We start from the raw sequence: 14,513 nt of genomic DNA on the forward strand, positions 1-14,513 counted from the left end.
ACCCTGCCACCGCGATCGCGGGCGTGGCCGTGGACCCGCACCTGTGGATCGGTCCCGGCGTGATGGCCACCGCGGCCAACGCACTGGCCACCGCGGCCGACGCCCTGACCACCGCGGCTCTCGCCCGACGCCTCACGGTCCGGGACCTCGAGCACCTCCACGGCGGCGAGGTGGTCGGCGACCTGGTCGCCCGGGCACTCCTGAGGGAAGGCCGGCACGACGGCGCGGACGTGCTCACCGTGCAACCGCCCGTCCTCGCCGCCGCGCTCCGGGCCGGAGCGGACCATCGCCGGCGCCGGGAGACCTACGACGCCGTGCTCTCCCTCCCCGGAGCCACTCGACCGGACCCGCAGATCGTGCTGTGGGCACTAGCCAACGACCCCTCCGCCCACGGCGGGAGCGTGGACGCCCCCTCGGTCCTGGCCGCGGCCCACGCCGCGCTGGATGGCCACGACTACCGCACCGGCGTCGAGTTGTCGGAGTCCACCCAGCGTGCGGGACTGGTGATGACGCCGCTGCAGCAGGCCGAGCTCTTCCTGCTCGCGGGCTCGTGCCTGCGCCTACTGGACAGGCTGCACGAGGCGGCCGACATGTTCGAGCAGTCGCTGGAGTGTCTGCGATCGGCGGCCGGACCGCGCGTATCGGCCGGACTGCGTGCACCCGCGGGGCTCAGTGGTGACGACGACGAGCCGGGTGGCCCTGACTTCACCAGGGTGCTGATCGACAACGTGACAGCCCGGGCGGACCTCGCGCACTACCGCGACAGGGGCCCCGAGAACTCTCTCTCGCTGATCGAGTCGGCCCACGGACTCCTGACGCCGGATCACCCCGCGCATGCGGTGCTGGACGCGCTGGTAGTTGTGCACCTGTCCTACGCCGGTCGCTACCGAGAGGCGGCCCGGGAGTACCGCGAACTCGCCTCGCACGCGGCGGATCCGTCACCCCTGCCGGCCGACCGGGAGCGGCGGATCGAGGCGATCCACGCCCTGGCGCTGGATGCCCTCGGACAGTCCGACGCCGCGCTGGCCGTCCTGCGGCGGCTGGCCCGCCGCTCGCGCACGATGGACCACCAGGCGTGGGCGTCGGAGGAGTACCTCGCGGCGCTGCTCTACGTGGTCCTGCACGGTTTCGGCGTGAACGCGCTGTTCGCGGAGCTCGCGCCCTTCGTGGCGATCGAGCAGGACGACTCCGTGCGCCTGGACCACGGCATGCGCCGGATCGCCGATGCGGAGATCGCCCTGGCCGCAGGTGACCTGCCGTCGGCCATTAGCGCCGCGTCAGATGCACTCGACACCATCGAGGTGGACGGCCCAGAGGACTTCCTCCCACGCGCCATCTCCCTGTGCGCCCTGATCTCGGCCCTGTCCGGGCAGGCCGCGACCGCCAGAGAGCAACTGCAGCGCCTCCGCTCCGTCCACGGGTATGCCAACTCACCGGTCGGGCCGGAGATCCGCGGAGCCGAAGCAGGGGTGATGTTCTGTCTCGACGAGCGCGACCGGGCGCGCGACATCGTCCGATCCCTCATCGACGACGGGCTGCTCGGTGCCGCCGTTCGCGCCGCCCTGGCCGGGGTGCTGATGGCCGACCCCGAGAGCTGCCGGATGGTGGCTGAGCTGGAGGTCAGTGGTGAGGTGCCCGTCCTGGTGCGCGACCTGGCCGCCGCGAACCTGGCGGACAATCCCCGACGACTGCTCGACGCGGCCCAGCGGGCCCGTGGTGTGGGTCTACTCATGGTGGCCGCGGCCGCCGCGGACCGCGCCCGCAGCCTGGCCAGCCCGGGATCTCAACATCACACCCTGGCCGAACGGATGCTCGCGACCACCGAGATCAGCGGGCCGCTGGCCGGCCTCACCGGTCTCGCCGGCCCCGCTCGCTCGGTCCCGCCCGGTGTCACGCTGACCCGCCGCGAGTCTCAGGTGGCCGACCTGGTGGGCCAGGGGTTGACCAACGCCGAGATCGCAGCCGAGCTGCACCTGTCCAAGCGGACCGTGGAGGGTCACCTCAACCGGATCTACACCAAGACCGGCACCCGACTGCGAGGGTGAACGGAAGACCGAGTCGAGGTGTGAGCATGCGTCAGTCACAAGAGAATTCAGCGCCCGGCGATCCGGCGCAGGGCGACCCGGCCACCTTCTGCGAGGCGCCCGCGGCCTACATCGTGGAGACGTACTTCGTCCTCCGGATGGTCATCGCGGCCGGCGCGCTCCTCCTCCCGGCGGCCCTTCTCCTGTGGGTGGCCCTCGACCCCGGCGTGACGATGATGGGCTCGCTCAGCGCCTTCTACCACTCGCCGGCCCGCAGTCTCTTCGTGGGGATACTCGTGGCGATCGGCGTCGCGCTGGTGGCCTACCGCGGTTACACCCGCGGCGAGAATGCGCTGCTCAACGGAGCCGGGATCCTGACCATAGTGGTGGCGTTGGTCCCGACGGGGGACTCGTCTCCGCCCGGGCTCACCGTGGCGGGCGCCGTTCACGCGGTGGCCGCGGTGGGGTTCTTCGTCCTGGCCGCGTTGTCGATCTTCTTCTACGGGCAGGAGACCCTCGGGTCCCTCCCGGATCCGACCCTGCGGTGCCGGTATCGCGTGGCCTACCGGGTCCTGGCCGTGCTGGTCGTGACCCTGCCGGCCCTCGCTGTCCTCGTCGCCTGGGTGGCCGGACCGTCCGTGGCGCTGTTCGCCGGGGAGGCGGCGGCGCTCTACGCGTTCGCCGCGTTCTGGCTTGTCAAGACCTACGAGCTGTCGCGGTCTCAGACCCAGCGGCGGATCGTGTGAGCCGGTCGGCGCGACCCTCCACCGACGCCGCGTCGATCGCGGCGGCCCCGCGTAGGGTCGGAGCATGACGAACCTCGTCTTTCTCCCCGGCCTCCACGGCGACGCGCAGACCTGGGCACCGGTCTTGCGCGCCCTGCCTGACGACCTGCCCGCCACCGCCCTGGACCTGCCGGCCGAGCCAGACCTCGACACGCTCGTCGACGAGGTGGCCCGGCAGATCGCGACGGGCAGCGTCGTCGTCGGACATTCCCTCGGCGGCGTGGTGGCCATGCACCTCGCCGAGCGTCACCCGTCGCTGTTGGCCGGACTCGTCCTGGTCACCGCGCCCGTGGGCACCGAGGACCCGGAGGCAGCCGCGGCGCGCGCCGACCGAGCGGCGGACCTTAGTCCAGAGGAGTACGAGGAGATCGCCCTCGACGGCATGGAGGCGGTGTACTTCGGCGACCGCGGCCACGACCCGCAGGTGCGGGCCGAGCGACTGCGCGCGGCGCGCGGGTACGGGCCGGCGCGGTTCGCGGCCCACTCCGTGGCACTGGGTGCGCGACCGGACCGCAGTGCCTTCCCCGCGCAGGCGCCCTGCCCGGTCCTGATCGTGGGAGCGTCACATGACCAGGTGGTGCCCACCGAGGACCAGCGCAGTTGGGCTGAGGGGAACGGTGCCGGGGGCGACAGCTCGAACGCCCGGCGAGTGACCTACGTGGAGATCCCCGAGACCGGGCACATGCTGCCGGTGGAGACCCCTGAGGAGTTGGCCACCGCGATCAGCGAGTGGTGGCGTCGCACCGCGGCCTGATCCGGGTGACACCGGGTCGTCGAGCCCGAGTCCCTCGCCGCACTCGCCCGGACGGTCTAGAGTTCTTCCCCAGAAGGCGGGGTGGTCGCCAATGACTTCTCGGAATCGACCGTTGTCCCAGAGGTCCGTCGCGCCCGGGGACAGAGCGAATCGCGCGTTGAGGGAGCTCGACGACCAGGTCTTCTCGGACGTCGTCCTGCGGGAAGTGCATCGTCGCAGCGCGTTCGGCCGGGTCGCCGGGCAGATCGACAGGGCCGTGAAGTCGGTCCGGGCGCCGGAGGTCGACCTGCTCCGGGGGCCCGCGGTGCCACGTGCCGGAGATGGCGCCATTGTTGCTCGTCGTGCCCGTGCCGTTGCGGTCGCGGCCTCGCGGGGTGTCGCCATGCAGGTGCCTCTGATGTGCTCGGTCGAAGCGGCTGAGGCCCTCGCGCGGCGTGGGGTGTTGTCCGACTCCACCGCCACCGACGCACTGCGGACGTTCGCGCGAGACGGCCGCCTGATCGCGCTCCGCGGCGCCCGGAGATGGGTCTACCCGCGATTCCAGCTGGACCACTTCGATCCGCGCGACCCGGACAACATCATCTGCGCGGTCAACCGGATGCTGGACGCCGGTCGCTACCCGGAAGCCGCGACCTCCTGGTGGACCCTGCCGTCCGGTTCCCTCGCCGGGCGGCGCGCGCCCGTGGACCTGTTGGGGGAGGATCACGAGGCTCTGCGGACGTTCGCTGCCGCGTACGCGGCCGGCGCGGATCTGTAACCGCGGCGTCAGCGGGGGAGTTGCCCGTCGTCGATCTTCATGACGGTCCCGGTGACCGCCTCCGACGCGTCCGAGACGAGGTAGAGCAGAGTGGAATCGAGCTGTTCCGGCACGCCGAGTCTCCTGCGCGGGAACCCGGGCGCGATGTCGCCGACCCGCTCGAGCATCCCGTCGGTCATCTCCGACTCGAAGACCCCCGGTGCGATGGCGTTGACGTTGATGAGACTGCGCGCCCACTCCACGGCCAGGGCCTCCGTCATCCGACTGAGCGCCGCCTTGGTGGTGGCATAGAGCGCGGCCCCGTTGCCCGCATAGTGGTACGCGGCCATCGAGGAGATATTGACGATCCGGCCGGGCAGTTCTGCGGTGATCAACCGGCGGGCCACCCCGGTCGCCATGAGCCACGGACCACGGATGTTGGTGTCCAGCACGGCGTCCACGAGTTCCAGGGGCATCTTGTGCGCGCGCTGCGCATCGGGGATGCCGGCGTTGTTGATCAGGATCCGGGGAGCGCCGAACCGCTCGGTCACCTCCGTGAGGCAGGACTCGACGGAGGCCGGATCGGCGACGTCGAGCCTAACGCCGTGCGCAGTGCCTCCGCGTCGACCGATCTCCTCCACGACCTCCTCGATCCTCTCGGTGCGGCGCCCGGTCACGACGACCGTCGCGCCCGCCTCCGCCAGCACATGGGCGAATCGGGCGCCCAGGCCGGAGGTCGATCCGGTGACGATCGCGACGCGACCGGTGAGGTCGACAGAGGTCATGGGGAGTCCTATCAGTGGTGGGGTGGTGGAAGTGGTCAGCTGAAGAGGTCCGGCAGTCCGTCCGACACGCGGTCCGGGAAGTCCGGCTCCTCCTTGGCCAGGAAAGCGGAGACGCCGGCGCGGACGTCGGCGGACGCCCCGCGGGTGTAGATGCCGACGGACTCGGCGCGATGGGCCACCTCGGGGTCCGGAGCGCCGAGCATCCGCCACATGAGCTGACGGGTCAGCGCCGCCGACACAGGGGCCGTGCCGCGGGTCATCTCGCGGGCGATCTCGATGCCGCGGGGGAGGACCTCGTGGGCCGGGAGCAGCTCACGCACCAGGCCGCGCTCCAGGGCCTCATCGGCGAGGATGGTCCTGCCGCCGACAGTCCACTCGACCGCAGCGGAGATGCCCACCACCCGGGGCAGGAACCACGACGAACACGCCTCCGGCACCAGCCCGCGTCGCGTGAACACGAACCCGAACTTGGCGTGGTCCGCCGCGATGCGGACGTCCGTCGGCAGGGTCATGGTCACCCCGACTCCCGCGGCCGACCCGTTGATCGCCGAGATGACGGGCTTGGTCATCCGGAAGATGCGCAGCGAGACCAGGCCGCCCGTGTCCGGCGGGGCGTCGCCGGTGTCCCGGCCGGGATCGACGGCGAACGTGTCGCCCCCGCCCGAGATGTCGGCACCCGCGCAGAACGCCCGCCCGGTGCCGGTGAGGACCACGGCTCGAATGTCGTCGTCAGCGTCGCAGTCGTCGAGGGCGGCGATGAGGTCGGTGAGGTTGCGCGTGGTCGACGCGTTGAGCCGCTCCGGGCTGTTGAGCCGGATCACGGCCACCTCGTCGTGGCGCTCGAGGACGACCTCGCGCTGGTCGGGAGAGGTCTCGGGTGCCTGATCGGGCGAGGACTGCATGATGTCGGACGCTACCCGCGGGGAGGGCGGAGGGGCCGGGATCCGATCCTGATCGGCTGCCCGGATGGGGTGTGCGCCATCCGAGAGGGCCCCGCTGCCGAATAAGAAGGTGAGAGAATTCTGGCGCTCTGCGTCAAGGCGAAGGCGTGCTGCCGCGCCCGCTGAACCCACCACCGCCGCGCCCACCACGGGTGAGCCGGACCAGGACTCCTACGATCGCGCCTGGGCCGACTACGTCGAATGGTCCGGCCTGGACGAAGAGCGGCTCCCTGAGTCACGGCGGGACGACGGGTAGACGCTGCCCCGGAGCTCTGCGGCGGTGGTGGGCGGGGGAGCGGCCGGGCTCAGCGGTTCGGGTTGGTGGCCGCGCCGTCGAGCCAGAGCATGTCGGTCGCGTCGGCGTGAGAGCCGGTGGAACCGACGTGCTTCGAGCTGATCTGAGGCCCCTTGGTGATCACGTGGACGAGCGCCATGCCGTGCCCGCGTCCGAGGCCGTAGTCGTTCTTCAACCACTCCAGGATCGGTCCGGCCTTGGTCCCGGGGCCGAAGCCAAGGTCGGTGGCCTGGTCCACGAGCTGCCGCGGTGTCAGACCGGTCTTGGTCTCGATGGTGTCGAGGTACGCCTGGAAGGACATCGGATTCTCCTCTGGTTAATGGGCGGCGGGGGGCGGGGTGTCGGGTCGTGTGTGTTGGGCGAGTGGGTCCGGTCAGGCGTCCGCGGTGTGGGAGCGCAGGGCGTAGGTCGCGATGATGTTGCCCGCCTGAGTCTGGGTCGAGTCCAGCAGACGCATGCGCGTCGTGGGGACGGACTCGTCGAAGAGCCTGCGGCCCTCACCGGTGATCACCGGGTGGATGGTCAGCGTGAGCTCGTCCACCAGGCCGGCCAGGACCAGCCGCCGAATGGTCTCGACTCCCCCCGCGATCGCGATGTCGCCGCCCGGTTCCTGCCGCAGCTGCTCGAGGTAGCCGGCCGCATCACCGGGGACGATGACGCTGTTCCACGGCAGCTCGCCGGTCAGGGTGGAGGTGAGCACGTGCTTGCGGACCGGGTTGACCCACTCCGCGAACGGGTCCTGGGCGCCGGGCCAGTACCCGGACCACTCCTCCCACAGCGTGCGACCCAACACCAGGTCCGTGGTCTTGCCGGTCATCTCGGCCATCCCCTGCATCTCTTCGGGTCCGAAGGAGTCGAACTGCCAGTGGTCGGCGTGTTCGACCGCGCCGTTGAGGGTGGAGAACATGTGCGCCGTGATCGTGCGGCTCATGGGGGGTTCCTCTCGTCTGGCCTCGGTGCTCGGGGCCTGAAGGACTGTCCTTCACAGAGGTAGACGGTCCGAGGCGACGACACTGATCGGTGGGGCGGGGATTCTCTCTACGGCAGGTGCGCGGGCAGTCCGAACTCGGCGAAGTGGCCCGCACCGATGAAGTGGGTGAGGGATGAGATGCGGCCGACGCGGGTCTCCAGGACGTGGATCGCGAACGGCTCCCACCGAGCCGCACCGGAGTCGCCACCGCCGGCGACGTGATAGACGGCGACGGCGGGGCGGCCGTTGGCTGACGTGACGATGGTCCGCGAGTCGCGACACACCTGCCCGGGTCCGCGCCACCACCGCTCGATCTGCGCGGGGCCGCGGAGCCAGAGTTCGAACGGCGGCATGGTGAACTCCGCGTCCTCGGTGAGCAGGGCGACCAAGCGATCGACGTCGTAGGCCTCGAAGGCGGCGACGTACTCCTCGAGCAGCCGGGTGTCGTAGGTGGGAACGTCATCTGCGGCGCCGGCCGGGAGGGTGGCCCCGTGCTGAGCCATGGTCTTGCGCGCCCGGGCGAGGGCGGAGTTGACCGAGGCGACGGTCATGTCGAGCAGCTCCGCACACTCCGCCGCCGACAGCACCAGGACGTCGCGGAGGATCAGCGCGACCCGCTGCCGGGGAGGCAGGAACTGGAGCGCGGCCACAAAGGCCAGGCGCACCGATTCGCGGGCGAGGGCGGTGGCGGACGGGTCGACGCCCAGGTGGGCGTCGCTCGCCGGGCCGATCCACATCCGCTCGGGCATCGTGGTCAGCGACGTGGGGTCGTCGGGGACGGTCCCGGGTGCGCTGAGGTCCACCGGGAGGCTGCGCCGCTGTGGTGCCCGCGTCATGTCCAGGCAGACGTTGGTGGCGATGGCGTACAGCCACGTGCGCAGCGAGGATCGGCCACCGAACTCTGCACCGCCCCGGGCCTTCCACGCGCGCAGCATCGTCTCCTGCGTCGCGTCCTCGGCCTCCGCGATGCAGCCGAAGTAGCGGTAGCAGTAGCCGAGGATCTCGGGGCGGTACGCCTCCGCCTCGATGGTGGTCACGCGGCCGTCGTCCGCCTCGGGGGTGGTCACGCGGTCATTGTGCGCCTCGGGGCGCGGTCAGCGGTGGTGTTCGATGGGCGGCATCCGGGGTCGAGTCAACCGGACAGGTCGTGCTCGTCGTCGGCCACCGGGCCTCCCATCTCACCGGTGCCGTAACGGTCCAGGGTGGCGCGCACCTGTGCGCTCCACCGCGTGTGGGCCGCCTGCCTGGTGGTGCCGGCCGCGCGGGCGATGAGTTCCCACGTGACGCCCCATCGACGCAGGCCGATCACCGATCCCAACGCGTTGAATCCGGCAGCGCATTCGATACGGAACGCGAGGAGCTGCACGGCGACGTTCCACTGTTCGGGGTCGCTCTGCGGACCGGGTCGATCCCCGAGGAGCTTCTGCGCCTGCGAGAACGCAGCGCCGGCGGCAGCCGCCTGGGCTGCCCGGACGGCGTCGTCGCAGGGGAGTGTCAGGGCGGTGTCGATCGGCGAGTCCATGGTGTCAAGCCTAAGTTGACACGCCTAGGCTGTCAAGCAGGACTTGACACACTGTCGGGTGTCTCGGACCCCCGCACCCGCTCGACCTCCGCCCTCGCCGTCTCGACGTCCTGACCGGCGGCGATCACCGCGGCGAGGCCCCGGACCGCCTCGAGCAGGTGCCTGGCCCGCCGCCGCCCGTGTGCGGCTCCGCGGAGGTGACGACGCCGTGCCCCGCGGTCGCCGACCACCGCGTCGACCTCGGCCGCGGTCACCACCCCCTGCTCGACCTCGGGGGCCAGCACGTCCCGCAGCCATCCGCGCGGCACGCGCGAGGCCCGGTGGGCGACCACGCGCACCAGTACCAGCGCCACGACGATCACCACCCCCATCACGAGCGCGGCGAAGGCGGTGCTGCCGAACACCGAGTTGCCGATGGCGTCGGCGGCGTCCCAGAGGAAGTGGAAGACCATCGCCGTGAGCATCAGCCCCGCCCCGAGCGCGCGATTGCGCTCAGCACGGGGCCGGCCGAGGAACCAGACGAGACCCGCGCAGAACAGTGCCGAGAACAGGGTGTGGGACACCACGCCCAGCGCGCCGCGGAGCAGGATGGTCTCGATCGCCGAATGGAGCTGCTCGGAGCCGAAGTTCACCGCCGAGGTCTGCGCGGTGTAGAGCATGTCCTCGGCCACCTGGAATCCCAGGCCGGCGAAGGCGCCGATCACGAAGCCGTCGTAGGGGCTGCGCACGAGGTGCGCGGCCAACCCGAGGAGCAGGACCAGCGCGGTGGCCTTGGCGAACTCCTCGATGACCGGCGCGGCGAACGCGGCGCCCCAGGCGGTGGACCACGCGGTGCCGAAGAGCTTGCCGTACAGCGAGAGCAGGGCGTCGTTGGCGTGGACGGCCATCCAGAACGTGCCCGCGGTGCCGCCCCAGACGAAGGCCGTGGCCACCAGGGACACGGGCCGGGGGACGGAACGGTCGTGGAGGCGGAGGAACACCCACCACACCACCCCGTAGAGCGTGAAGGCGAGGACGCCGGCGGCCACCGCCACCGGGTAGAGCGCGGCGGCCTGGGAGGCGATCTGCACGACCGTGGCGACCCCGGCCACCACGCCCAGGAGGAACACCCAGAACGACGGGTTCCTCGGCTGGACCAGTCGGAATCCCTGTCCCCAGCCGGACTCCGCGAGTGCGTGGTCCCGGGCGGCGATCAGAGCGGCATCGGGCGCGGTGTCGTTGCCCGGCGAGACGGTGGTGGTGCTCATCGCGGGGCTCCGTAGGTCAGGCTGCGCAGGGTCGCCTCGACGTCGGCGGCGTCGGCGGTGAACTGGCCGGCCTGGGAACGGGCGGCAAAGGTGACAGCGGTCGGGGTCGTCGCGGAGTCGTGGTCCGGGCGACCGCCCGCGGGCGTCCCGGCGGCGGGCGGGAGGACGAACGCGGCCAGGACGCCGTCACCCGAGGGCGAGGTGAACGGCTCGCTGGTGCCGACCAGTCCGCTGTCGGTCGTCACGGACTGCCGGGCACCCGACACCCGGACACCCTTCTCGTGGACCGACAGGTTCTTCTCGGCCTCCGTCAGCAGCGCGTCGACGTCTCCGGAGAACACCCCCTGCGTAGCGGAGATGGTGGTGCCCCCGTCGGTGACGGTGGCCGTGGTCCCCGCGTCCGGGGGTCCGCTGTCCGGCTCGTCCCCGACCCTGACCCCCTTGGTCAGGTCCCATCCGACGGGCGGAGTGAAGCGCACGCCTTTGCCCAGGTCGACGACGTCACCCGCCGCGATCGGGTCGTTCCAGGAGACGGACCTGTCGAGCCAGGGCAGGCCCAGGCTCCACACCAGGCCGATGGCCAGGACGACGGCCGCGGGGATCAGCTGCCGCCGGTCGAGGCCGAGCACCCGATGCTCCACGGGGACGTGAGGGGAGACCGTCGCGCGGCCGGGAGGGGAGGTCGTGTTCACCCGTGAACATTTACTCCCGCGAGCTCTACCGCGGCGGAAATCGCGATGAACTCGTGAGCCGGCGGGCGCGGAACGGGTCGCCGGAACCGCGCAGGCGCCGTCCATCAGGTGACGCTCGAGTCTCCGCTGATGGACGCTCGGGAGGCGCAACCTATCGGGGTAAACATCGGGTATGGTCCGGCCTCATGCGAATCCTCGCGGCCCTGGCGCCCGTCCTGTTGACCGCAGCGGCGTGCATGGACGGGGGCGGCACCGGGGGCGAGGCGGAACCCACGAACTCGCCCGGTTCGGCGGAGACGCCCCAGGCCGCGTTGGAGATGGCGGTCTTCGAGACCTGCCCGCGGGACTGGGACTCGCAGTGTGTGTCGATCCACGGAGAGAACGTCCTGGTCGATCCGTCAGGATTCGAACACGTGGGTGTCGAGGCCGTCGATCAGGACGCGGCCGGCGCGATCGGGGTCAGCCTGGACGGTGATGGAGCCGGAGTGGTGCGGAGGCTGACGGCCGACGCCTCCCACGCGGGCGAGAACGCGCGGCTGGTGACGAGGGTCGACTCCGAGCTGCTCTCCGCCGTCCGGGTCGGGGGCGAACTCCATGGAGCGCACCTGCTGATCACGGTCCCCCCGGACGTCGACGCCGTCGCCGTGGCCGAGAAGCTCAACGGTGGTGCCGGGTAGGACGGGAACCCCGTCGAGAACCCTGTCGAGAACCCGGATCCGGTTCCGTCCCCCTGGTGAGGCGACCACACTGGGTCGCACCGTACGAGGAGGACCACCATGGCCAAGTACCTGTTGCTCAAGCACTACCGGGGCGCGCCGGAGCCGCCCAACAACGTGCCCATGAACGAGTGGACGCCCGAGGAGGTCTCGGCGCACATCCAGTACATGAACGACTTCGCCGCCCGGTTGGAGGAGTCCGGCGAGTTCGTCGACGCCAACGCGCTGTCGGAGTCGGGGACGTGGGTGCGGTACGACGGCGAGGGCCGCCCGCCGCTGACCGACGGCCCGTTCCCCGAGACCAAGGATCTCATCGCCGGCTGGATGATCATCGAGACCGCCACCTATGAGCGGGCCCTCGAGCTCGCGGGCGAGCTGTCCGCGGCCCCGGGGGCGGGCGGCGAGCCGATCCACGAGTGGCTGGAGCTGCGGCCGTTCCTGGAGGCGCCGCCGGAATTCGAGGGCTGAGCGGCTCCGGGCGCCCGGGCGGGGTCCGGTCCCCGCTCGGGCGCCACGGCGGTGGTCCGGCCCCCGCTCCGGGCGTACCGTGCGGGGATGACCAACCCCGAGCAGGACCCGAACCGCGACGCCTCCGAGGAGACCCTGGGCGCACCCGTCCCCGAGAACCCGGGATCCGGTGACACCTCGGTGCAGCGCGACCCCAACGACTGGGTGACCGGCGACGAGCCCATGACGGCCGCGCAGAAGAGCTACCTCGACACCCTCGCGCGCGAGGCCGGCGAGGAACTCCCCGCGACACTGACCAAGGCGGAGGCCTCGGAGCACATCGACCGTCTCCAGAAGGGCAATCCGCGGACCGCCTGACCGGTCAGCTCAGACGGCCACCGGGTTCTGGTCCGCCTCCCTGAACTCGAGGACCGGTTCCCGGTGGTTGTGCTCGTACGGCTGCTCGGCGGCGCCCTGCGCGCGGGCGGCCTTGATGTCCGCGTACTGCTCGAGCGGGGTGCGCGGATCGCCGTAGCGCTCGCGGGCCCACGCGGGTGAATGGGTCCGCGGGCTGTCCGCCTTGATGCCGCGGATCGCGGGCTCGATGTACCGGACCGAGCGGGGGCTGACCCGTTCGACCATCGCCATCATCACGTCGGGATTGTTGTGGGCGCCCTTGAAGAGCAACCGCCACAGAGCGATCGACGCGGTGTCCACCGCCCGCGACTGCGTGACGCCCAGCATCGGGCGCATCCACCGGGGGTAGGTGGCGATGATGCTCGCCCGCAGGAACGGCCGGCCCACCTTCTTGAGGATGGTCGGCAGTCGCGGTTCGATGGTCTCGAAGCCGTTGAGGATGTGGTCGACGTTCGAGATGGCCGCCTCGGAGGCCGACAGCTTGTCGCGCCAGTCGTCGAAGTACTTCTGCACCTCGCCGCGCGTGCGGGGCACGTCCTCCTGGCGGATCGGCTGCAGCTCGGCGGCGATCGCGCACTGGCGCCAGTACTCGTTCTCCTCGTCGCGGCTGAGCCTGCCCGGCCCGAACACCTCGTAGACGTAGAGGATCGAGTGCCACGCGGTCATGTGGATCCACAGCTGCGAGTCCGGGTTGTTGGAGTCGTACTCGTTCCCCGTGACCTTGTTGACCCCGTAGGCGCGGGAGTGGACCTTCATGAGGATGTCCGACATCTTGATGACCGTCGGGGTGTCCGCGAACATCACGGCGGAGAAGTACTCCATGGTCCGGTCGTACCGCAGCGGGGTCCGCTGGATCACCTGGCCGGTCTCGTCGACCGCGGCGGTGAGATCCGGGTCCAGGTGTTCGATCGTCACGGCCCGCGCGAAACCCTGCAGCGCGGACGCCGGGAACGTCCAGACCTTCCATGCCACGGAACCCGGGCCGAACAGCCCCTCGTCGATGCGGTTCTTCTCGGTGGTAGCCACGTCGCCCCCTCGTCGGTACGTCACACTCTGCGTGAATCAGCTCACGACAGATGACGGAGAGTATTAGACATATGGAACTCGTTTGTAAAGCCGTTGTACGTCAATGCAGCTCGCGGCGCCCGGATATCCGCGGGGAGTAGGAGGATCGACCTCACCATGATCGGTCCGGAACTGCGCGAGCTGACCCCGCAGGTGATCGGCGTCCTCGTGCGCCGGGGGGCGGACTTCGCGGCGGCCGAGGACGCCGTGCAGGACGCGCTCCTCGAGGCCATGCGCACCTGGCCGGACGACCCGCCCCGCAACCCCCGCGCCTGGCTGATCGCCGTGGCGTGGCGCAGATTCCTGGACGCCGCGCGCTCGGAGGCCGCCCGTCGGCGCCGTGAGGAACTGGCGGCGGCCGAGCAGGTGGTGAGCTCGTCGTCGTCGATCTCCTCCGGCGGTCCGGGCGCCGACCCGGCGGCATGGGAGGGGCCGGGGCGTGAGGTCGACGACACCCTGTGGCTGTACTTCCTGTGCGCCCACCCGTCGCTGCCCCTCGCGTCGGCGGTGGCGCTCACGCTGCGCGCGGTGGGCGGGCTGACCACCCGGCAGATCGCGCGGGCGTTCCTGGTCCCCGAGGCCACCATGGCGCAGCGCATCAGTCGCGCCAAACGCACTCTCTCCGGCGAGCGGCTGGACCGTCCCGGGGACGTGGCCACCGTGCTGCGGGTGCTGTACCTGGTGTTCAACGAGGGGTACACCGGCGAGGTGGACCTGGCCGAGGAGGCCCTGCGGCTGACCCGGCAACTGTCGGCGTCGATCGATCATCCCGAGGTGCGGGGGTTGCTCGCGCTGATGCTGCTGCACCACGCCCGCCGGGCCGCGCGGAGAGACGACGACGGCGAGCTGATCCCGCTGGCGCGGCAGGACCGCAGTCGCTGGGACACCCGCTCGATCGCGGAGGGCGTGGCGATCCTGCAGGCGGCGCTGGCCCGCGACGAGCTGGGGGAGTACCAGGCGCAGGCCGCGATCGCCGCCCTCCACGCCGACGCGCCGTCCGCCGCCGCGACCGACTGGGTGCAGGTGGTCGAGTGGTACGACGAGCTGCTCGCGCTGAACGACAGCCCGGTGGCCCGCCTGAACCGCGCGGTGGCGGTGGGGCACGCCGTGGGGCCGC

General features: G+C 71.2%; 17 protein-coding genes. 8 read left to right on the forward strand and 9 right to left on the reverse strand.

What is annotated here, in order from left to right; genetic code table 11:
* The 4 genes from G6031_RS07985 to G6031_RS08000 form a co-directional block, all read left to right on the forward strand.
* The coding region (locus tag G6031_RS07985; RefSeq protein WP_241737251.1) for a LuxR family transcriptional regulator at positions 1 to 2,045 on the forward strand (2,045 nt) is incomplete at its 5' end.
* A gap of 26 nt (positions 2,046 to 2,071) precedes the next feature.
* Positions 2,072 to 2,770: a hypothetical protein gene (locus G6031_RS07990; protein WP_241737252.1), complete on the forward strand. Its 699-nt coding sequence runs from the start codon at positions 2,072 to 2,074 to the stop codon at positions 2,768 to 2,770.
* 64 nt (positions 2,771 to 2,834) lie between these two features.
* Positions 2,835 to 3,563 (forward strand): alpha/beta hydrolase, encoded by a 729-nt coding sequence (locus G6031_RS07995; RefSeq protein WP_182652965.1) that lies wholly within the window; start codon positions 2,835 to 2,837, stop codon positions 3,561 to 3,563.
* Positions 3,564 to 3,720: 157 nt separating this feature from the next.
* Positions 3,721 to 4,320 (forward strand): hypothetical protein, encoded by a 600-nt coding sequence (locus G6031_RS08000; protein ID WP_182652966.1) that lies wholly within the window; start codon positions 3,721 to 3,723, stop codon positions 4,318 to 4,320.
* An 8-nt stretch (positions 4,321 to 4,328) separates the two neighbouring features.
* Here the strand turns inward: G6031_RS08000 and G6031_RS08005 are convergent, their stop codons facing one another.
* From G6031_RS08005 to G6031_RS08040, 8 genes are all read right to left on the reverse strand, one after another.
* Positions 4,329 to 5,084 carry an SDR family NAD(P)-dependent oxidoreductase gene (locus tag G6031_RS08005; protein WP_182652967.1) on the reverse strand — a complete coding sequence of 252 codons (756 nt, stop codon included), beginning with the start codon at positions 5,082 to 5,084 and terminating at the stop codon, positions 4,329 to 4,331.
* A gap of 35 nt (positions 5,085 to 5,119) precedes the next feature.
* Positions 5,120 to 5,986 carry an enoyl-CoA hydratase-related protein gene (locus tag G6031_RS08010; RefSeq protein ID WP_182652968.1) on the reverse strand — a complete coding sequence of 289 codons (867 nt, stop codon included), beginning with the start codon at positions 5,984 to 5,986 and terminating at the stop codon, positions 5,120 to 5,122.
* Positions 5,987 to 6,330: 344 nt separating this feature from the next.
* Complete coding sequence (locus G6031_RS08015; RefSeq protein ID WP_179523296.1) at positions 6,331 to 6,621, reverse strand: DUF4287 domain-containing protein; 291 nt, start codon at positions 6,619 to 6,621, stop codon at positions 6,331 to 6,333.
* A gap of 72 nt (positions 6,622 to 6,693) precedes the next feature.
* Positions 6,694 to 7,251, reverse strand: coding sequence for a dihydrofolate reductase family protein (locus G6031_RS08020; protein ID WP_182652969.1), 558 nt, complete (start codon positions 7,249 to 7,251; stop codon positions 6,694 to 6,696).
* A gap of 107 nt (positions 7,252 to 7,358) precedes the next feature.
* Complete coding sequence (locus G6031_RS08025; protein ID WP_182652970.1) at positions 7,359 to 8,357, reverse strand: sigma-70 family RNA polymerase sigma factor; 999 nt, start codon at positions 8,355 to 8,357, stop codon at positions 7,359 to 7,361.
* A 65-nt stretch (positions 8,358 to 8,422) separates the two neighbouring features.
* On the reverse strand, positions 8,423 to 8,812 hold the full coding sequence (locus tag G6031_RS08030) for a hypothetical protein (protein WP_182652971.1): 390 nt from the start codon (positions 8,810 to 8,812) through the stop codon (positions 8,423 to 8,425).
* A 32-nt stretch (positions 8,813 to 8,844) separates the two neighbouring features.
* The gene (locus G6031_RS08035) at positions 8,845 to 10,059 is read right to left on the reverse strand and encodes a PrsW family intramembrane metalloprotease (RefSeq protein ID WP_182652972.1); all 1,215 of its coding nucleotides are present in this window, start codon (positions 10,057 to 10,059) and stop codon (positions 8,845 to 8,847) included.
* Entirely contained in the window at positions 10,056 to 10,751 is a 696-nt protein-coding gene (locus G6031_RS08040) for a hypothetical protein (protein ID WP_182652973.1), read from the reverse strand. The genes G6031_RS08035 and G6031_RS08040 overlap by 4 nt, the downstream gene beginning before the upstream one ends.
* A gap of 185 nt (positions 10,752 to 10,936) precedes the next feature.
* On the opposite strand from G6031_RS08040, the gene G6031_RS08045 reads away from it, so the two are divergent.
* The 3 genes from G6031_RS08045 (at position 10,937) to G6031_RS08055 (ending at position 12,292) form a co-directional block, all read left to right on the forward strand.
* A complete protein-coding gene (locus G6031_RS08045; RefSeq protein ID WP_182652974.1) occupies positions 10,937 to 11,428 on the forward strand; it encodes a hypothetical protein in 492 nt (163 codons plus the stop codon).
* A gap of 99 nt (positions 11,429 to 11,527) precedes the next feature.
* On the forward strand, positions 11,528 to 11,935 hold the full coding sequence (locus tag G6031_RS08050) for a YciI family protein (RefSeq protein WP_182652975.1): 408 nt from the start codon (positions 11,528 to 11,530) through the stop codon (positions 11,933 to 11,935).
* A gap of 87 nt (positions 11,936 to 12,022) precedes the next feature.
* On the forward strand, positions 12,023 to 12,292 hold the full coding sequence (locus G6031_RS08055) for a DUF3072 domain-containing protein (RefSeq protein ID WP_182652976.1): 270 nt from the start codon (positions 12,023 to 12,025) through the stop codon (positions 12,290 to 12,292).
* Positions 12,293 to 12,301: 9 nt separating this feature from the next.
* Here G6031_RS08055 and G6031_RS08060 read toward each other — a convergent pair whose 3' ends face one another.
* Entirely contained in the window at positions 12,302 to 13,357 is a 1,056-nt protein-coding gene (locus G6031_RS08060) for an oxygenase MpaB family protein (protein WP_347238466.1), read from the reverse strand.
* A 156-nt stretch (positions 13,358 to 13,513) separates the two neighbouring features.
* On the opposite strand from G6031_RS08060, the gene G6031_RS08065 reads away from it, so the two are divergent.
* On the forward strand, positions 13,514 to 14,513 hold a 1,000-nt coding region (locus tag G6031_RS08065), incomplete at its 3' end, for a DUF6596 domain-containing protein (RefSeq protein ID WP_182652978.1).

This window comes from Dietzia sp. CQ4, assembly GCF_014145125.1.
Lineage (GTDB): Bacteria > Actinomycetota > Actinomycetes > Mycobacteriales > Mycobacteriaceae > Dietzia > Dietzia natronolimnaea.